Origin of the sequence: Microbacterium invictum, assembly GCF_034421375.1 — a bacterium.
Classification (GTDB): Bacteria; Actinomycetota; Actinomycetes; order Actinomycetales; family Microbacteriaceae; genus Microbacterium; species Microbacterium invictum_A.
The window spans coordinates 1,545,861-1,564,873 of record NZ_CP139779.1 but is presented as its reverse complement, the minus strand read 5'-3'; the positions used below and the strand labels follow the sequence as shown (position 1 = coordinate 1,564,873).

At 68.3% G+C, this 19,013-nt stretch carries 17 protein-coding genes; 4 read left to right on the top strand and 13 right to left on the bottom strand.

Features of this window, described 5'->3' with window-relative positions; genetic code table 11:
- The 4 genes from fdxA to T9R20_RS07535 are packed head-to-tail and all read right to left on the bottom strand — an operon-like array spanning position 1 to position 1,783.
- Positions 1-321 carry a ferredoxin gene (gene fdxA, locus T9R20_RS07550; protein ID WP_322411908.1) on the bottom strand — a complete coding sequence of 107 codons (321 nt, stop codon included), beginning with the start codon at positions 319-321 and terminating at the stop codon, positions 1-3.
- Positions 322-325: 4 nt separating this feature from the next.
- A complete protein-coding gene (locus tag T9R20_RS07545; protein WP_322411907.1) occupies positions 326-718 on the bottom strand; it encodes a histidinol dehydrogenase in 393 nt (130 codons plus the stop codon).
- Between the two features lie 37 nt (positions 719-755).
- On the bottom strand, positions 756-1,070 hold the full coding sequence (locus tag T9R20_RS07540; protein ID WP_322411906.1) for an AzlD domain-containing protein: 315 nt from the start codon (positions 1,068-1,070) through the stop codon (positions 756-758).
- Positions 1,067-1,783, bottom strand: coding sequence for an AzlC family ABC transporter permease (locus T9R20_RS07535; protein ID WP_322411905.1), 717 nt, complete (start codon positions 1,781-1,783; stop codon positions 1,067-1,069). The genes T9R20_RS07540 and T9R20_RS07535 overlap by 4 nt, the downstream gene beginning before the upstream one ends.
- 105 nt (positions 1,784-1,888) lie before the next feature.
- Between T9R20_RS07535 and T9R20_RS07530 the strand changes: the two genes are divergently transcribed.
- Entirely contained in the window at positions 1,889-2,437 is a 549-nt protein-coding gene (locus T9R20_RS07530) for an XRE family transcriptional regulator (protein WP_322411904.1), read from the top strand.
- A 23-nt stretch (positions 2,438-2,460) separates the two neighbouring features.
- On the opposite strand, the gene typA is transcribed toward T9R20_RS07530, so the two are convergent.
- The 3 genes from typA to T9R20_RS07515 form a co-directional block, all read right to left on the bottom strand.
- On the bottom strand, positions 2,461-4,374 hold the full coding sequence (gene typA, locus T9R20_RS07525; protein WP_322411903.1) for a translational GTPase TypA: 1,914 nt from the start codon (positions 4,372-4,374) through the stop codon (positions 2,461-2,463).
- Between the two features lie 133 nt (positions 4,375-4,507).
- Positions 4,508-4,861, bottom strand: coding sequence for a hypothetical protein (locus tag T9R20_RS07520; protein ID WP_322411902.1), 354 nt, complete (start codon positions 4,859-4,861; stop codon positions 4,508-4,510).
- A 149-nt stretch (positions 4,862-5,010) separates the two neighbouring features.
- Positions 5,011-6,771, bottom strand: a complete 1,761-nt coding sequence (locus T9R20_RS07515; protein WP_322411901.1) for an ABC transporter ATP-binding protein — start codon at positions 6,769-6,771, stop codon at positions 5,011-5,013.
- Between the two features lie 32 nt (positions 6,772-6,803).
- Between T9R20_RS07515 and T9R20_RS07510 the strand changes: the two genes are divergently transcribed.
- On the top strand, positions 6,804-7,412 hold the full coding sequence (locus T9R20_RS07510) for a PH domain-containing protein (protein ID WP_322411900.1): 609 nt from the start codon (positions 6,804-6,806) through the stop codon (positions 7,410-7,412).
- A 10-nt stretch (positions 7,413-7,422) separates the two neighbouring features.
- Here the strand turns inward: T9R20_RS07510 and T9R20_RS07505 are convergent, their stop codons facing one another.
- From T9R20_RS07505 to T9R20_RS07495, 3 genes are all read right to left on the bottom strand, one after another.
- On the bottom strand, positions 7,423-8,625 hold the full coding sequence (locus T9R20_RS07505) for an ABC transporter permease (protein ID WP_322411899.1): 1,203 nt from the start codon (positions 8,623-8,625) through the stop codon (positions 7,423-7,425).
- A complete protein-coding gene (locus T9R20_RS07500) occupies positions 8,625-10,142 on the bottom strand; it encodes an ABC transporter permease (protein ID WP_322411898.1) in 1,518 nt (505 codons plus the stop codon). The genes T9R20_RS07505 and T9R20_RS07500 overlap by 1 nt, the downstream gene beginning before the upstream one ends.
- 184 nt (positions 10,143-10,326) lie before the next feature.
- Complete coding sequence (locus tag T9R20_RS07495; RefSeq protein ID WP_322411897.1) at positions 10,327-12,171, bottom strand: ABC transporter family substrate-binding protein; 1,845 nt, start codon at positions 12,169-12,171, stop codon at positions 10,327-10,329.
- A gap of 166 nt (positions 12,172-12,337) precedes the next feature.
- Here T9R20_RS07495 and T9R20_RS07490 point away from each other — a divergent pair, with 166 nt between their 5' ends.
- Both T9R20_RS07490 and T9R20_RS07485 read left to right on the top strand, forming a co-directional pair.
- A complete protein-coding gene (locus T9R20_RS07490) occupies positions 12,338-13,198 on the top strand; it encodes a CPBP family intramembrane glutamic endopeptidase (protein ID WP_416182959.1) in 861 nt (286 codons plus the stop codon).
- 212 nt (positions 13,199-13,410) lie between these two features.
- Positions 13,411-14,358 carry a hypothetical protein gene (locus T9R20_RS07485; RefSeq protein ID WP_322411895.1) on the top strand — a complete coding sequence of 316 codons (948 nt, stop codon included), beginning with the start codon at positions 13,411-13,413 and terminating at the stop codon, positions 14,356-14,358.
- A gap of 124 nt (positions 14,359-14,482) precedes the next feature.
- Here T9R20_RS07485 and gcvP read toward each other — a convergent pair whose 3' ends face one another.
- From gcvP to T9R20_RS07470, 3 genes are read right to left on the bottom strand one after another with little or no spacing between them, the layout of a single operon-like run.
- Positions 14,483-17,362: an aminomethyl-transferring glycine dehydrogenase gene (gcvP, locus tag T9R20_RS07480; RefSeq protein ID WP_322411894.1), complete on the bottom strand. Its 2,880-nt coding sequence runs from the start codon at positions 17,360-17,362 to the stop codon at positions 14,483-14,485.
- A complete protein-coding gene (gene gcvH, locus T9R20_RS07475; protein ID WP_322411893.1) occupies positions 17,362-17,742 on the bottom strand; it encodes a glycine cleavage system protein GcvH in 381 nt (126 codons plus the stop codon). Before gcvH ends, gcvP begins: the two co-directional genes overlap by 1 nt.
- The gene (locus T9R20_RS07470; RefSeq protein WP_322411892.1) at positions 17,739-18,893 is read right to left on the bottom strand and encodes a glycine cleavage system aminomethyltransferase GcvT; all 1,155 of its coding nucleotides are present in this window, start codon (positions 18,891-18,893) and stop codon (positions 17,739-17,741) included. Before T9R20_RS07470 ends, gcvH begins: the two co-directional genes overlap by 4 nt.
- Positions 18,894-19,013 lie beyond the last annotated feature (120 nt).

Here is a 19,013-nt window from a genome sequence, read left to right as displayed (position 1 = left end):
TCAGTGTTCCTGGGGCGGAAGGGCGGCGATGATCGGGTGGTCCTTGGCGATGACGCCGACCTTGGCAGCACCACCGGGCGAGCCCACATCGGAGAAGAACTCCACGTTCGCCGTGTAGTAGTCCGACCACTCCTCGGGGAGGTCGTCCTCGTAATAGATCGCCTCGACCGGGCAGACGGGCTCGCACGCGCCGCAGTCCACGCACTCGTCGGGGTGGATGTACAACGAGCGTTCACCCTCGTAGATGCAGTCGACCGGGCACTCGTCGATGCAGGCGCGATCCTTGACATCGACGCACGGGAGGGCGATCACATACGTCACGAGTTCAGTCTATGGTCTCCGACCGCACCGGCTTCGCCGCCGGGGACATCCGTTCGGGCCACGCGACGACGACGGCGACGACGAGCGGTACGGAGAAGGTCCAGATGATCCCGAGACTCGTCTGCGGGACGATGACGCTTCCACCCGGGCCTTCGCCGGAGAAGACGAGGGTGGCCAGCAGCATCCCGAGGCCCGCCGCCAGCGTCGCCCATCGATCCCCGGTGAGAAGACGGATGGCGACGAGGAGCGCCGTGGATCCCACGATCGCCAGCACGAGGCCCACGGGCAGGACTCCCAGCGTGAACGGGTGGGCGATGGTTCCCGCCAGTCCGTAGGCGCCGCCGATCACCACCGCGACGATCCCGGTGAGGATGCGGGCGAGGATCGACGTGCGCATCAGACCAGCCTAAGCGCTGCCGCGACGCCGCCGCCGGTCAGGCCGCCCAGCCGGCCCACCGCAGGAGTGCGGCGGTGAGGGCGGCGGCTGCCACCACCACGAGGAAGGGGGCACGGAGCACGAGGAGCCCACCCGCCACGAGCACTGCCGGCACCCGGGCGTCGATGACGATCGCCTGCCCGGCGCCGAGGGTCTGCACGGCCACGAGCGCCGCCAGCAGCGCCACGGTGAGGAGGTCGGCGATGCGAGCCGGGCGGGGCGCCTCAAGCACCCTGGGCGGAATGAGGTAGCCGATCGCCTTCAGCGCCACGCAGATGATCGAGGAGGCGAGGACGGCCGTCCACAGCGTCACGACCCACCCGCCTTCGGTGCCGCGGCGATCGGGGCAGGGCCGAGGAGATTCCCCCAGCCGATGATGACGGCGACGAGGGCCGCGACCAGAACCGGCACCCCCGGCATGAGCGTCGGGGTCAGGACGGTGGCGACGACGGCCGCCGCGATGCCGGTCGCGATCGCCTGGCGTTCACGCAGGCGCGGCCACAGCAGGGCGAGGAAGGCGGCGGCCGCTGCGGCGTCGAGCCCCCACGCGCGCGGGTCGCCCAGGACATCGCCGAGGAGCGCCCCGGCCAGGGTGGACAGGTTCCACCCGAGGTAGATGCCCACACCCGTCACCCAGAACCCGATCGTTCGTCCGCGAGAGGTGCCGCGCGCGAGCGAGACGGCGGTGGACTCGTCGATGGTGACGTGGGCGGCCGCGAGTCGCTTCACGGCGCCGGGGCCCACGATCGCCGACATCCGCATGCCGTACGCGATGTTGCGCACGCCCAGCAGCGCGGCCGACGCGATCGCGGCGGGAGCGGCTGCGACTCCCCCTGCTCCAATGATGCCGACGAAGGCGAACTGCGAGCCGCCCGTGAACATCAGCAGGCTGAGCACACAGGTCTGCCACACGTCCAGCCCAGCGGCCACCGAGAGCGCGCCGAACGACACCCCGTAGGCGCTGGTGGCGAGTGCGACGCCGAGGGCGTCCCGCCAGGCCTGACGGGCGTCGGCGTGCTCGTTCATCACGAGGTCCTCTCCGGTGACGGACGCTCCGGATGGAGATCCGGACTCATCCTGGAGGACGAGAACCCGTCAGTCAAGCGAACGATTGTTTGCCATACTGAACGCATGGAGTCGCTCGGCCCTCGGATCGCCACCTCTGTCCGCCGCGAGCGGGAGGGCGCCGGCCTCTCGGTCTCGGAACTGGCTCGGCGTGCGGGCATCTCCAAGGCGACGGTGTCGCAGCTCGAGGGAGGAGCCGGCAACCCCAGCGTCGAAACGCTGTGGGCGATCGCCACGGCTCTCGGCATCCCCTTCTCGGTCTTCGTCGACGACCCCGCCCCGGTCACCCGCCTCGTCCGCGCGAGCCAGATGCCGGCGGTCCCCTCCGCCCTCGCGCCCTATGCGGCGGCCCTGCTGTCCGCCTGCCCGCCGGGCGCGCGTCGGGATCTGTATGTGATCCGCGCAGAGCCGGGAGGCGCGCGCCGATCGGCTCCCCACCCCCGCGGCACCGTCGAGTACGTCGTCCTCGTCTCAGGACGCGCGGTGGTCGGCCCCGAGGACGACCCGGTGACCCTCGAGCCCGGGGACTTCCTCACCTACGCCGGCGATGCGCCGCACGTGTTCGAGGCACTCGTGCCCGCGACATCCGCCGTCCTCGTCTCGGAGGCACGCTGAGCCGATCGCGGCTCGCGCCCGGATCAGGCGTTCGCGTCCTGGCGCTTCAGACGTGATGCGGCACGGCCGCGTTCGGTCGCATCCAGGACCACCTTGCGGATGCGCACCTTCTCGGGCGTCACCTCCACGCACTCGTCCTCGCGGGCGAACTCCAGGCTCTCCTCGAGCGAGAGCTGACGCGGCGGGGTCAGCCGCTCGAGCTCGTCAGCCGTCGACGAGCGCATGTTGGTGAGCTTCTTCTCCTTGGTGATGTTGACGTCCATGTCGTCGGCGCGGGTGTTCTCGCCGACGACCATCCCCTCGTACACCTCTTCGGTGGGCTGGACGAAGAAGCTCATGCGCTCCTGCAGAGCCATCATCGCGAACGGGGTCACGACCCCCGCACGGTCGGCCACGATCGACCCGTTCTGGCGGGACTGGATGTGACCGGCCCAGTCGTCGTAGCCGTGGGAGATGGCGTTGGCGATGCCGGTGCCGCGCGTGACGGAGAGGAACTCGGTGCGGAAGCCGATGAGGCCGCGCGAGGGCACGATGAACTCCATCCGGACCCAGCCGGTGCCATGGTTGACCATGGTCTCCATGCGGCCCTTGCGCGCGGCGAGGAGCTGGGTGATGGCGCCCAGGTACTCCTCGGGGGCGTCGATCGTGAGGTGCTCGAAGGGCTCTTTGACCTTGCCGTCCTCCCCCTTGCGCGTGACGACCTGGGGCTTGCCCACGGTGAGCTCGAAGCCTTCGCGGCGCATGTTCTCCACGAGGATCGCCAGGGCCAGCTCGCCACGGCCCTGAACCTCCCAGGCGTCAGGACGCCCGATGTCGACGACCTTCAGCGAGACGTTGCCGATGAGCTCGCGGTCGAGGCGGTCCTTCACCATGCGGGCGGTGACCTTGTGCCCCTTGACCTTTCCGACCAGGGGTGAGGTGTTCGTCCCGATGGTCATCGAGATCGCGGGGTCGTCCACGGTGATGGCCGGAAGCGGCCGGACGTCCTCGGGGTCGGCGATGGTCTCGCCGATGGTGATGTCCTCGAAACCAGCGATGGCGACGATGTCGCCCGGGCCCGCCTCTTCGGCGGGGTAGCGCTCGAGCGCGCGGGTCTTCAGCAGCTCGGTGATGCGCGCCGTGGAGTGCGACCCGTCGTGGCGCACCCATGCCACGGTCTGCCCCTTCTTCAGCGTGCCGTTGAAGACGCGGAGCAGTGCGAGGCGCCCGAGGAAGGGGCTGGAGTCGAGGTTCGTGACCCAGGCCTGGAGCGGGGCCTCGTCATCGTAGGACGGTGCCGGCACGTGCTGGAGGATGGCCTCGAACAGCGGCTCGAGGTCGCCATTGTCGGGCAGGTCGCCGTTGGCGGGGCGGGTGCGCGATGCCGCTCCGGCACGGCCGGACGCGTAGACGACCGGCACGTCGAGCAGAGCGTCGACGTCGAGGTCGGGCACGTCGTCCTGCAGGTCGGAGGCGAGACCGAGCAGCAGGTCGTGCGCCTCCTCCTCGACCTCGGCGATGCGCGCGTCGGGGCGGTCGGTCTTGTTGACCAGCAGGATGACGGGGAGCTTGGCCTCGAGCGCCTTTCGGAGTACGAAGCGGGTCTGGGGAAGCGGGCCTTCGCTGGCGTCGACGAGCAGCACCACGCCGTCCACCATCGACAGGCCCCGCTCGACCTCGCCGCCGAAGTCGGCGTGACCCGGGGTGTCGATGACGTTGATCGTGACCGGCACGTCGGTGTGCGCGCCGTTGTAGGTGATCGCGGTGTTCTTGGCGAGGATCGTGATCCCCTTCTCGCGCTCCAGGTCGTTGGAGTCCATCGCACGCTCTTCGACGTGGGCGTGTTCGCCGAACGACCCGGTCTGCCGCAGCATCGCGTCCACCAGGGTGGTCTTGCCGTGGTCGACGTGCGCGACGATCGCGACGTTGCGGAGGTCGGGACGGAGGGCGCGCGCCATGAGGGAATCCTTGAAGCTGTGGGGAGAGCCCGGAATCGGGCGGTCCCATCCTACCGCCCGCGCCTGCGCGGCCCGTTCAGGGGCCGCGCAGGCGCGGGGAATTCAAGAATTTAGAGAACGCTTAGTCCCTCTACTAAGACCATCCGACGCACATTTTGGTCGCGGACAAAACCTCCGAGCCGGGGTCGTTCCACTTTTGATAATAGCCGATATTGGCACCAAGATTTATGTATCGGGTCTGACCGGGATCAACATAAATGTAGTTACCAGCAGAAGCCTGCGAAGAAGTGCGGCCATATCCAACGATGGCTCTTGAACCGGTAACAGTGAACTTGACCTGAGCGATTTGCCCTGACGGGCAAAAAACCTGCACGACCGGTCCCCAAGGCCCGGCGTGTGCTGCAGTAGCAGGAACCAATAAACCGAGCGCAATGCCAACAGAGGCAGCAATCGAAAGTAACCCTGTGGTCCTTCTTTTCTTGATCATTTTGGAACTCTACGACCGCCCCGTATCTTGGTCAAGCATCTTAAACGCCCTCTAATGTTGCGGGCCGTTCGCCGATCCACCTCAACCACGATTATGAAACGAGTCGAGAATCAAGTAAAGCTTGCACACATTGCGAAGAACAAAATCAACTAATGGCCGAGGAGCGCCGCGCGCGCCTCACGGCGCTCGCGCTGCGCGTCGGGATCGGGGACGGGGACGGCGGCAATGAGGCGCTGGGTGTAGGGGTCCTGCGCACCGCGGAGGATCTCGTCGCGCGTCCCGGTCTCGACGAGCTTGCCCAGGTGCATCACGCTGATGCGGTGGGCGAGGATGTCGACGACGGCCAGGTCGTGGCTGATGAACAAGCACGCGAACTGCAGTTCCTGCTGCAGCTCCTGAAGGAGGTCGAGGAACCGCGCCTGCACCGAGACGTCCAGGGCCGAGGTCGGCTCGTCGGCGACGAGCAGCTCGGGGGCCAGGGCCAGGGCCCGGGCGATACCGACGCGCTGACGCTGACCCCCCGACAGCTCGTGCGGGAAGCGGTTGCGGTAGGAACGGGGCAGCTCGACCTGGTCGAGGAGGTCTTCGACCCGGCGATCGAGGTCCTTGCCCTTGGCTTCGCCGGCGAGGAGGATCGGCTCCCCGATCGACTGACCGATCGGCATGCGGGGGTTCAGCGACGACGCAGGGTCCTGGAAGACGATGCCGGTCCGGCGACGAATGGCGAAGAGGTCCTTCTGCGAGGCGTTCGAGATGTCGGTGCCGACCGTGGTGAGCGTGCCCTCCGCGATCGGGATGAGTCCGATGGCGGCCCGGCCGATCGTGGTCTTCCCCGAGCCCGACTCCCCCACGAGACCCATGATCTCGCCGGGGTAGATCTTCAGATCGATGTGCTCAGCCGCCCGGAACGCGGGGATCCGTCCGCGCTTGGGGTATTCGATCGCGACATCCTCGAACGACAGCACCGGTTCCCGGGTCTCGGTGACCTGCTGGGCGTTGGCGTGCTCGCGGATCGACGCGATCGTCGGCACCGCGGAGGTCTCGCTGACCACTTCGTCGGACGCCGACTCGTCGATCGGCTCCAGAACGCCCAGGCCGAGGTGGGGCACCGAGGCCAGCAGCTGCTGGGTGTAGGGATGCTGCGGCTTGTGGAAGATGGCGTCCACCGAGCCGGCCTCCACCACGATACCGTTCTTCATCACCATGATGCGGTCGGCGAGGTCCGCCACGACCCCCATGTCATGGGTGATGAGGATGATCGCCGAGTCCAGGCGCTTGTGGAGGTTGCGGAGAAGGTCGAGGATCTCGGCCTGCACCGTGACGTCCAGCGCCGTGGTCGGCTCGTCGGCGATGAGCAGAAGCGGGTCGCACGAGATCGACTGGGCGATCATGGCGCGCTGGCGCTGACCGCCGGAGAGCTGATGGGGGTACTTGTGGAAGGACTGCTCGGGATTGGGCATCTCCACGAGGCGCAGCAGCTCGATCGCGCGCTCCTTCGCGGCCGACGGCGAGAGGGAGCGGTCATGGGAGCGGAGCGCCTCGACGATCTGGAAGCCGACCGTGTACACGGGATTCAGCGCCGTCATCGGCTCTTGGAAGATCACCGCGATCTCGTTGCCGCGAAGGGACCGGATGGTCGCCTGGTCGACGCCCCGCAGCTCGCGGCCGAGGAGCTTGATCGACCCGGTGACCCGGGCGTTCTCGGGAAGCAGGCCCAGGAGCGACATGGAGCTGGTCGACTTCCCCGAGCCGGACTCGCCCACGATGGCGAGGACCTCGCCACGGCGGACGACGTAGTTCATGTCGACGGCGGCGGGGTAGAACTCCCCGTCCACCCAGAAGTCGACGTTCAGGCCGTCGACCTCGAGGATCGTCTCGGGAGCGCCGGTGTTGGCGGTGGTGTCAGTCATGCGGTGGCATCCCATCTGAGAAGCTTGAGGTCATGGCGTTCCAGGAGGTCGACTACAGGCCGGTGTTCGGCCGCATCCTCGCTGTCGTGACCGTGGTGTTGTGCGCGGGGGGAATCATCGCGCTGTGGGTGGATGACCCGGGGTCGGGGCTGCGTTACTCGTGGCCCCTGGTGTTCGTCTCGGTGCTGGCGTGGACCCTGTTCTGGCGTCCTCGCCTGAAGGTCGAGCCGCACGGGGTGACGGCCGTCAACGTCCTTCGCACCCACTTCGTGCCGTGGCCGGCGATCCGCGACATCGACACGCGCTTCGCGCTGACGCTGCGGACCGGTCGCGGCAAGGTGTCGGTGTGGGCGGCGCCCGCGCCGGGACGGCACCGCGTGCTCGGACTGGCCGAGAAGGACTTCGACGGCGTCGGCGATAGCGCGCGCGGCGAGTTCGGCTCGCTCCGCCCGAGCGACGCCGTCACCACGCCGACCGGCAACCTCGCGCAGCTCATCCGCGGCCAGTGGGAGGCGCTTCGCGCCCAGGGCCTCCTCGCCCCCGGGGAGGACCCCGAGGCCGAGAAGGTCACCTCGCACGTGGGCACGATCGCCGCGCTCGCGATCAGCGGCGCGGCGACCATCCTCGGGCTCGCGCTGTAGAAGCGCCATCTCAGCGCTCCGGATCGAACCGGCCGTGACCGGCATCGCCGGGCTCTTCGGGGCGGGGATCGTGGTAGTTCTCGACGTCGCCGGTGTACACCGCTTCGCCCGCGACCGTGACCGAGGCGGGCCCCTGCGGGTCGACACGGTCGAGGATCGGCGCCGCCGGTCCCTTCGCGCGCGCGGCCCGGGCCATGGCCCGCTCGCTCGGCATCTTCTTCTGGCGGGGGTCGAACGCGTCGCGCAGTCCGTCGCCGATGAAGTTCACGCACAGGGCGATCGCGATGATGAAGATACCGGGCCACCAGAACAACCACGGACGCGTGGAGAACGCCGCTTGGTTGTCGGAGACGATCTTGCCGAGCGAGGTGTCGGGTGACACGACGCCGAAGCCGAGGAAGCTCAGCGCCGACTCGAGGAGGATCGCCCCCGCCATGAGGAGTGTCGCATTGACGACGATGACGCCGACGGCGTTGGGGAGGATGTGGCGGAAGATGATCCGTCGATCGCGCGCACCCGACACCCGGGCGGCATCGACGAACTCGCGCTCGCGAAGGGTCAGGAACTCCCCTCGCACGAGGCGGGCCAGCGTCGTCCACGCGAACAGCCCGATGACGACGCCGAGGACAGCCGCTCCGAGGTTGCCGAGCGCGTTTCCGAGCACCGCTCCGATGACGATGAGGGGGATCGTGATGATGATGTCGGTGAAGCGCATCAGGACCGAGTCGGCCCACTTGCGGTAGTAGCCGGCCACCGCGCCGATCACGACGCCGATGATGGTCGCCACGACACCGGCGATGACCATCACCATCAGCGACTGCTGCGCACCGCGCATGACCACCGCGAAGGTGTCGCGGCCGACCTCATCCTGCCCGAACGGGTGATTGCCGAACGCGATGCCGGCACCGCCGAGGAACTCGGGGATGAGACTGAGCGTGGGCGCACCGCGGTTCTCCACGGCCGGGATCTCTCGCCAGTCGTACTGCCACCATCCCGGGATGCGGAGACTGCCGATCTCGATGCCCACCGAGGTGAACGACAGCACGACGATGAAGGCCAGCACGATCATCGAGGTGACGGCCGCGCGGTGCCGGAAGAACCGGCGCCGGACGATCTGGCCCTGGCTGAGACCCTCGGTCTCGCGCTGCTCGATGGAGATCTCCGCGGTCGCCTCGGCCTCGCGGTTGTCGGGTCCTTGTGTGACGGTGCTCATCAGCCCACCTTGATTCTCGGGTCGAGCGCGGCATAGACGAGGTCCGCGATGAGGTTGAACACCACGGCGAGCGTCCCGGTGACGACGAAGAACGCCATGATCGGATTGGGGTCCGCGACGCGGAGCGCGTCGACGAACAGACGCCCCATCCCGGTCCAGCCGAAGATGGTCTCCGTCACCACCGCGCCGCCGACCAGGGCACCCACATCGAAGGCGATGATCGTGGTGATCGGGATGAGGGCGTTGCGGAAGGCGTGGCGGACGACCACGGTGCGCTCGGTCAGACCCTTCGACCGCGCGGTGCGGATGTAGTCCTGGTTCATCACCTCGAGAAGGCTCGCCCGGGAGTACCGGGTGTACGAGGCGAAGGAGATCAGCACGATCGCGATCGTCGGCAGGAGCAGGTGGGTGTACAGGTCGATGCCCTGCACCCAGAAGTTCCCCCCGAGACCGGGCGTCGACGCCCCCACCGTCGCGATCGGCCGGCCCCGGATGCGGCTGGAGTTGGCGTAGGCCTCCCAGTACGACATGTACTTGTCGAGGGCGATGAGCCCGGCGGCGAACACGCCGACGAGGATCGCGGTCCGGATCACGGGGCCACGGTCGGGAGCGCCGAAGAACCATCCGATGGCGCCGGTCACCACGACCGTGAGGACGATGAGCAGCACGAAGAAGCCCAGCGTCATCCCGTTGAGGATGTAGTTCATCATCGGGAAGTACAGGGCGATGCCGAGGACCGCCACCGCGAGGGCCGCGTACAGCGCCTTGCGGTTGCGAAGCCCGGTGGAGATGGCCGTCATCCCGAACGCGATGCCGATGACCAGTGCCGCGTAGACGACGATGCCGATGCTCGGGTCGGCGAACCACTGGGTGGCCGACAGGTACGTCAGAACGGCGGCGGTCGCGACGGTGGCGACCCCGAACACGATGAGGCGCCGCTTCCATGCGCCGCCGAGCAGCGACATCCACAGCACTCCGGCGATGAGCGATATCAGCACGATCGCCGGTATCGCGATCGTCGGATCGGCCAGCCACGAGTTCAGCTGGATCGCACCGTACTGCTTCAGCAGCACCGCGACCCAGAAGATCGGGAGGGAGAAGAAGAGGAACGCGATGAGGGTGACCGTGTAGTCGAAGCCGGTGTACTGGCGGAGCGCCGAGATGATGCCGACCGTGATTCCCAGGACGATCGCCACGACCGTCGCCGTGGTCACCAGCGTCAGCGTCGACGTCAGTGCGTTGGAGAGGAGGGCGTTGACCGACTGGTTCTGGATGCTGATGCCGAGGTCACCGCGGAAGAGTCCGCCGAGCCAGAGGAAGTAGCGAAGCGGCGCGGGAACGTCGAGGTTTAAAAGCTGCGTCCGGGCTTCGATGAGCTCGGCCTTGTTCGGAGCGCTCGAAGTCCGGAGCTCCTCGAGGGGGTCTCCCGACAAGGAGACCAGAATGTACATCAGGAAGGTGGCGGCGAAGAGCACGAAGATCGACGCGATCAACCGCCGGACGATGAATGAAGCCATATGAGGCTGCCTGCCTATCGATGAGTCGGCACGTCGCACACAGGAGCGGGGGATGCAGCTCGGGCGCGCGTCATTGCCGCGGAGAAGTCTAACAAGCGGGAGGGGTGCAGATTCCCGAGGGAATCTGCACCCCCGACCCTGGTGCGGTTTCGGGCATCAGCCCGAAGTCAGCCCGTGGTCTCGCTTACTCCTCGGTGTCGGCGTCCGTGACTTCCCAGTCCCACGCGTTCCAGAACACCGTGGGGGCCAGGATCGACGACGACACATTGGTCACACGATCACTGATCGCGGTGACCTCAGGGAACTGGAAGATCGTCACTCCGAAGGCGTCCTCGAAGAGGATCCGGTCAGCTTCGATCTGCAGTTCCTTCTGTGCCTCCGGATCGAACTCGCTCGAGATCTCCTGAGAGATCTCGTCGATACGCGAGTTGGAGTAGAAGCTCAGGTTGTTGATACCGCCGGTGACGAAGTTCGCGGTCCAGTCGGTCACTCCGAGGCTGGTCGACTGCCATCCGAACAGCGAGGCGTCGTAGGCGCCGGGGGTGCCGAGCAGTGCACTCCAGTTCTCAGCGCCACAATCGGTGACGTTGAAACCGGCCTCGTTCGCCGACTGCTGGATGAGCGCGAACTCGTTGACGCGACGCGGGTTGTTCGATGCGTACAGCAGGCAGACCTCGGTGTTCGTCACGCCTGACTGCTCGAGAAGCTGGCGAGCACCCTCGATGTCGACGTCGTTGTAGGCGTCCGAACCGTTTGCTGCGACGGCCTCCTCATAACCATCCGCACCCGGAACGAAGATCTGCGAGTCACGGAGGATCGCCTCGTCGCCGATGATGGGCCGGATGAGCGTCTCAAGGATTTCTTGCCGCGGAATCGTCTTGAGGAAGGCCTCTCGGACGTCGGGGTTGGCGAAGATGTTCTCGGGGTTACGCGCCTGGTCGAACTGCAGATCGACGTGCTCGTAGGTTCCGCCGACGCTCGCGTCGACGGTGATTCCCTCGATGCCCTCGAGCGCCGTGGTGATGTCGGCGGTCGCCTGCGGCTGGATGATGTCCACCTCGCCGTTCTCGAGCGCCTGCACCGCCGCGAGCGGGTCGGGGATGAAGCGGACGGTGATCTCCTCGATATTGGCGGCGTTATCGCCGCTGTACTCGGGGTTGGCCGTCAGCGTCACGTACTGGTCAGCGACGAAATCGCTGATGATGTACGGGCCGCTGGCCGTGACGAGCTCGGAGTCTTCCGGCATCTCGGTGAAGTTGAAAATGTTGTTCCAGGCGCTCGACACGGACGCAAGGGATGCGGCGTCCTCGCTGTCGATCGCATCGAGAACGGCCTGCTTGGCCTCCTCGTTGTCCTCGAGTCCGAGGGCGTTCTTCGCCACGACGTGCGCAGGAAGAATGGTCCCGAGCGATCCGAACGCGAGCTCCCAATCGACGTACGGCGCGTCGTACGTGAGGGTGATGCTCTGGCCGTCCTCGCTGATCTCGGGCGTCTGAGTGACCAGCCCGAAGCGCGAGCCCTGGGTCGCGCCCGAGTTGAAGAAGACGACGTCCTCGGGGAACGCGTCCGTGAACTCACCGGTCTCGGGGTCGGTGAACTCGTTCGGGTCGAAGTCGGGGGTGTCGAGCGCACGCGAAAGCGCGGCCCACGTGAGCATGAGGTCGGCGGCGTCGATCGGGGTGCCGTCGGACCAGTTGACGCCCTCGTTGACCGTGTACGTGACCGTCAGCGGATCCTCGCTGACGAGCTCGTAGGTGCCGAACGAGGTGTTCTGCACGAGCTCGGGGGTGTTGTTGTAGTAGTTGAAGCCGTCCAACACCAGGTAGTTGATGTTGTTGTTGGCGGTGGCGTTTCCGAACGACGTGTTGCCGTTCATCGAGTAGAACGCCTGGTTCCACGCCGCGGTGATGGACGATCCTTCGACCAGACCCGAGTCGTCGCCGGCATCGCCGCCGTCGCCCGGGGCGCAGCCCGAGATCACGAGTGCGCCGACCGCGGTGAGTCCCACCGCGATCGAGAAGCGCTTCATTCTCACTGTTCCTCCTGTGCAGGGTTGTGCGCACGCGAAAAGGCCTGGACCTTACGCCGCGCGGATACCGAAACCCTAAGCACGCCCTCTGCGGATGGTCAAAAGGGTGGCCCAAAACGTTACAGAGCCTTAACTCAGAGCGTCGGTGATGTGACAATCTGACAAGATGGCCGCCGTGACGCCCCCGGATGATGTGAGGAATCCCACGGCGCCCTCCCGGGCACGCACGTGGTGGGAGATCGGCATCGTGCTGGCCATCACCGTCGGACAGAGCGCGGTCTACAGCCTCCTCTCCTTCGTCCGATCGATCATCCGCGCGCTCGAAGAGGACCGCCGGATCTCCGACCAGCAGACCCAGCTGAATCCGTCACGGGATAGCGCCGCGATCTGGGACCTCGTCTACCAGCTCCTCGACATCTTCTTCTCCCTGGCGCTGGTGGCCCTCGTGATCTACCTGCTGTGGGAGCCGGGCAAGAGCGCATTCGCCAAGATCGGCCTGGATTTCCGCCGATTCGGCGGCGATGTCGGACGCGCCGTGCTGCTGGGCCTCGTCATCGGGGTGCCGGGGCTCGGACTCTACGTCCTCGGCCGCGCGCTCGGGCTGACCGTGGCGGTGGTCGCCTCCCCGCTGGACGCCGCGTGGTACACCGTCCCGCTCCTCGTCCTCGCGGCGCTGCGGGCGGGCTTGACCGAGGAGGTCATCTTCCTCGGCTACCTCTTCGACCGCCTGCGGCGGGTCGGCTGGTCGTGGTGGGCGATCATCCTCGCCACCGCGGGCCTCCGCGCCGCTTATCACGCGTACCAGGGCGTCGGCGCGATCGTCGGGAACTTCGTGATGGGCGTCGTCTTCGGCTGGTGCTACCGCCGCTGGGGTCGGGTGATGCCGCTCGTCATCACCCACACCCTGATCGACATCGTCGCGTTCATCGGCTACCCGCTGGCCGTCGCCCTCTTCCCCGGTGTCTTCGCCCCCGTCATCCCCTCTCCCTCTCCCACCGCGACCCCGACTCCGACCGCGACCCCCTGACGCCCCCGCCTCGCCCTCCCGCGTCCACCTCACCGAAACCGATCACCGCTGCGGAGACTGGTCGTGTCGCGGTCGGTCTCGACGCGGAGGGTCAGCCTCGGCGCGTCGGCGCGACACTCGACCCCTCCTGCACAGGGCGGCCGTCACGTCGTGTCATCCACATCCGGTGCCCCCGAGCACCGCGTGCGGCGCGCGATCACCATGGTGGGGGGATGCCGCTCATCCACCCGAGCCCGATCATCCTTCTCACATCTCGCGATGCCGAGGCGATCAGCCGGCGACCCAGCGATGATCCGTCCCTCGTCCGGGTACGGCACGGCGTCTACGCCGGACTCGCCGAGTGGCAGGCGCTCGCGCCCTGGAACCGCTACCTCGCGCGTGTGCACGCTGCGGCGATGAGCCTCGGGGATGTCGTCTTCAGTCACGAATCGGCCGCCGCACTCCTGGGACTCCCCGTGTTCGGCGAACCTGCGCACATCCACCTGCTGGACGAAACGGGCCACACGCGTCGGTTCGGCGACGTGATCGTGCACTCGGCGACAGGTCATCGCGACATCGAGGGCTCGGCCGGCCTGTCGATGACCTCGCTCGCCGACACCACCGTCGACCTCGCACGGCTGTTGCCGCCGGCGTACGGGCTGGCCGTGGCGGACGCGGCGCTCCGACGCCTGGAGTCCGAAGGTCGGGTCCTCGCCGTCGACGAGATCGCCGCCCGCCAGCGCACCACGCGTGGCGCTCGACGACTGCAGTGGGTGGCCGAGAATGCCACACCCGTTGCGGAGTCGCCGGGCGAAAGCGTCAGTCGAGCGGTGATCGGATGGCTTGGATTCGAGGCGCCCGAGCTGCAGGTCACGTTCGCGGTCGAGGGGTTCGTCGACCGCTGCGACTTCTTCTGGCGACACCAGAACGTCGCCGGCGAGTCCGATGGATACGGAAAGTACCCCGCAGACCCCGCTCTCGCGCGGGCGGCTCTCCTTCTCGAAAAGAAGCGAGAGGATCGGCTGCGACGGCGCCTCGATGACCTGGCGCGGTGGGATTGGGACGACGCGCACCTCGTGGAACCGCTCGATCAGAAGCTTCACGCGGCGGGTCTGCGGCCGGTGACGCGCCGAAACGAAGCCGCCCTGGCGACGATGTGGGCGCTTCGTCCCCGACGCTGAACACCGAGACCCACCCGGGCCGTCGAAACCGACCTCGAGGAGGCGGGTCTCGACAGCCGAGGTGGGTTTCGGCGGGTGGGATGCGTGGGGGCGCCCGCGGGAAGCCCGCGCGGGCGGGCGCGGGCTACGCGAACGCCTCGATCGGCGGGCAGGCGCAGGTCAGGTTGCGATCGCCGTAGGCCTGGTCGATGCGACGCACCGGCGGCCAGTACTTCGTCCGCACCAGTGCGCGGACGGGGTACACCGCCTCCTCGCGGGAATACGGATGCCGCCACTCGGCGTCGACGATCGACTCGGCCGTGTGCGGGGCGTTCACGAGCGGATTGTCGTCGGCGGGCCACTCGCCCGAAGCCACGCGCGCCGCCTCGGCGCGGATCGCGATCATCGCGTCGATGAACCGATCGATCTCGGCGAGATCCTCCGACTCGGTGGGCTCGACCATGAGGGTCCCCGCGACGGGGAACGACATCGTCGGGGCGTGGAAGCCGTAGTCGATGAGCCGCTTGGCCACATCGTCGACCGTCACACCGGTCTCCTCGCGGAGCGGGCGAAGATCCAGGATGCACTCGTGCGCGACCAGTCCGCCCTCGCCGGTGTAGAGCACCGGGAAGTGATCGCGCAGCCGCGCGGCGATGTAGTTGGCGGCGAGCACCGCCGAGGCCGTGGCCCGCGTGAGGCCCCGCTCCCCCATCATCCGGACGTAGGCCCACGAGATCGGCAGGATGCCCGCCGACCCGTGCGGCGCCGCCGACACCGCACCTCCCTCGAACCGGAAGCCGCCGGCGTGATCGGCCCACTGCGAGAACGGATGCGACGGCAGATACGGGGCGAGATGCGCCTTCGCCGCCACCGGCCCGACGCCAGGTCCGCCCCCGCCGTGCGGGATGGCGAATGTCTTGTGCAGGTTGAGGTGCGACACGTCGCCGCCGAGGTCGCCGAAGCGCGCGTAGCCCAGGAGCGCGTTGAGGTTCGCCCCGTCGATGTACACCTGACCGCCCGCGTCGTGCACCGCCTGGGTGATCTCCAGCACATCGTGCTCGTACACCCCGTGGGTCGAGGGGTAGGTGATCATGAGCGCCGCGAGCGCGTCCGCGTTCGCGGCGATCTTCGCGCGCAGGTCGTCGATGTCGACGTTGCCGGCCTCGTCGCACGCCACCACGACGACCCGCATGCCCGCGAGCACCGCCGAGGCGGCGTTCGTGCCGTGCGCGGAGGACGGGATGAGGCACACCACGCGCCCCTCGTCGCCGTTCGCACGGTGCCATCCTCGAATCGCGAGGAGCCCCGCGAGCTCGCCCTGAGAGCCGGCGTTGGGCTGCAGCGAGACCGCGTCGTACCCGGTGAGCTCGGCCAGCCAGCTCTCCAGCTGTTCGATGAGCGCCGCGTAGCCGCGCACGTCGTCGGCCGGCGCGAACGGATGCACGCGGGCGAACTCCGGCCACGACACGGCGGCCATCTCGGTGGCGGCGTTGAGCTTCATCGTGCAGGACCCGAGCGGGATCATGCCGCGGTCCAGCGCATAGTCGCGGTCGGCCAGCTGATGCAGGTACCGCATCATCGCCGTCTCACTCCGGTGCTGCGAGAAGACGGGATGCTGCAGATAGGCGTCCTCACGACGGAGAGCGGCCGGCACCCCGCGGAGCCCCGAGACCTCGGCGAACGTCACCTCGCGCGCACCGTCGGCCTCGGTATCGGGAAGACCGAACGCCCACGCGACCGCGGCGAGGTCGGCGGCGGTCGTGGTCTCATCCACCGACACGCCGACGGTGGCGTCATCCGCCCAGAACAGCTGATACCCCTTCGACCGGGCGCGCTCGACGACCCGCTCCGCGGGGCCCGGCGTCACGACTCGGAGCGTGTCGAAGAACGAGTCCGACACGAGGTTCAGCCCGTACGAGCGCAGTCGTCCGGCGAGCGCCTCGGTCTTCTGCGCCACCTCGTTGGCGATCGCGCGCAGCCCGTCGGGGCCGTGGTAGACGGCGTACATCGACGCCATCACGGCCAGCAGCACCTGGGCGGTGCAGATGTTCGACGTCGCCTTCTCACGCCGGATGTGCTGCTCACGGGTCTGCAGCGACAGGCGGTAGGCGGGGTGCCCGGCGGCGTCCTGCGAGACACCGACGAGGCGCCCGGGCAGCTGGCGCTCGAGGCCCTGGCGCACGGCCATGAAGCCGGCGTGGGGGCCGCCGAACCCGAGGGGTACACCGAAGCGCTGCGTCGTCCCGACGGCGATGTCTGCCCCGAGCGAACCCGGCGAGGCGAGGAGGGTCAGGGCGAGGAGGTCGGCGGCGACGACCGCGAGACCACCGGCGACGTGGACGGCGTCGATGACCCCGGAGGGATCCCACACCCGCCCGGTTGCCCCGGGGTACTGCAGCAGCACGCCGAACACGCCGTCGGGGAGGGTCTCACCCCGAGCGAAGTCGCGCTCGACGATCTCGATGCCGACGGCCGTGGCCCGCGCGTGCAGCAGCGCCCGCGTCTGGGGCAGCGCGTCGGCGTCGACGGCGAAGACGTTCGCGCTGCTCTTGGAAGCCCGCCGTGCCAGCAGCATCCCCTCCACCACCGCGGTGGACTCGTCGAGCATCGACGCATTCGCGATCGCGAGCCCCGTGAGGTCGGAGACCATCGTCTGGAAGTTGATGAGAGCCTCGAGGCGTCCCTGCGAGATCTCGGGCTGGTACGGCGTGTAGGCGGTGTACCACGAGGGGTTCTCGAGCACGTTGCGCGCGATCACCGACGGCGTGATCGTGTCGTAGTAGCCGAGACCGATCATCGGACGAGCCCCCCGGTTCTGCGACGCCAGCGCCCGCAGCTCGGCGAGCGCCTCGGTCTCACTCGCGGCGGCGGGGATCGATGACGACGCGCGCGGCGTCGCCCGGATGGATGCCGGCACGGCAGCGCTCAGCAGCTCATCGACGGTGTCGTACCCGAGGGCGCCGAGCATCGCGGTCTCGGCTGCGGCGTCGGTGCCGATGTGCCGCTCGGCGAAGGTCCGCGCCATCACTCGCCCCCGGTGAGGGCTTCGTAGGCGGCCCGGTCGAGAAGACCGTCCACCGCGGCGGGGTCCACCCGCAGCTTCAGCAGCCAGCCGTCCTCGTACGGCGAGGCGTTGACCAGCGACGGGTCGTCGACGACCGCCTCGTTGACCGCGACCACGTCGCCGGCGACGGGGGCGTAGAGCTCCCCCACCGACTTGGTCGACTCGATCTCGCCGCAGACCTGGCCGGCGCTCACGCCGGAGTCCACGGCGGGCAGGTCGACGAAGACGACGTCGCCGAGCTTGTCGGCGGCGTAGTCGGTGATGCCGACGGTGGCGACATCCCCGTCGAGCGAGATCCACTCGTGCTCGGCGGTGTACTTCAGGGCGCTGGTGTCGGTCATTTCTTCCTCCGGTAGAACGGCAGGGCGGTCACGGTGGCGGGAATGCGGGTGCCCCGCACGTCGATGGTCAGTTCGGTGCCGAGAGCGGATGCCGCGGGCGAGACGTACGCCATGGCGATGGGGTGGCCGAGCGTCGGGCTGAGAGCGCCGCTCGTGACGTCCCCGACGCGTTCGTCGCCGGCGAAGACGCCGTAGCCGGCGCGCCCGGCGCGGCGGCCTTCCGACACGAGCCCGACGAGGACGGGTGCGCTGTCGTCCGACCGCACGGCGTTCGCCCTGTCGGGCGCGACCACGCGGCCGAGCCCTGCCTGGGCGGGGCGGATGCCGCGACCGAGCTCGTGGCCGTAGAGCGGCATGCCCGCTTCGAGGCGCAGCGTGTCGCGGGCGGCGAGGCCGGCAGGCACGAGGCCGAGCGGCGCGCCGGCTGCCAGGAGCGCGTCCCACAGGTCGCCCGCTGCGGCGACGGGGACCATCACCTCGAAGCCGTCTTCGCCGGTGTACCCCGTACGGGCCACGAAGAGCGGGATGTCATCGAAGGTCCCCTGGCGCCAGGCGTAATACCCCAGATCGTCGAGACCCTCGACCTCCATCCCGACGACGGCACGGATGATCTCCTCGGCCCGCGGGCCCTGCACGGCGACGAGCGCCGTCTCGTCCGTGACGTCCTCGATCCTCGGGACCGAACCACCGACGACGTATCCGAACTCGCCCCCCTCGGCCGGGCGCATCCGGGATTCCTCGCCTGCGCGCCAGGCATCGGCGCCCTCGGCGAATGCATCGACGACCGCCTCACGGTTCCCGGCGTTCGCGACGACGAGGAAGTGCTGCTCTCCGGTGCGGTAGACGATGACGTCGTCGATGATGCCGCCGTCCTCGGCCAGGACGAGCGAGTACTTGGCCTTCCCGATCGCCATGGTGGAGATCCGGCCGGCAAGCGCGTCGTCGAGGAAGCCCGCGGCGTCGCCGCCCTGCACCCAGATCTCTGCCATGTGCGAGATGTCGAAGAGTCCCGCCGCGGTGCGCACGGCGTGATGTTCGGCGAGGTCGGAGGTGTAGCGGACCGGCATCAGCCAGCCGCCGAAATCGGTGAACGACGCGCCGAGCTGGGCGTGTCGATCGTGCAGAGGGCTCTGCCGCGCTGTGTCGTCCATGGAGTTCTCCCGGTCGGATCGGGTCGACACGGGCATCCGTGTCGAAGAACTCCCCCTCTGTCATGGACCTGAGAGTTTCGCGCCGGGGCATGCCCGGGCTTTCACCGTCGGCGGATGACG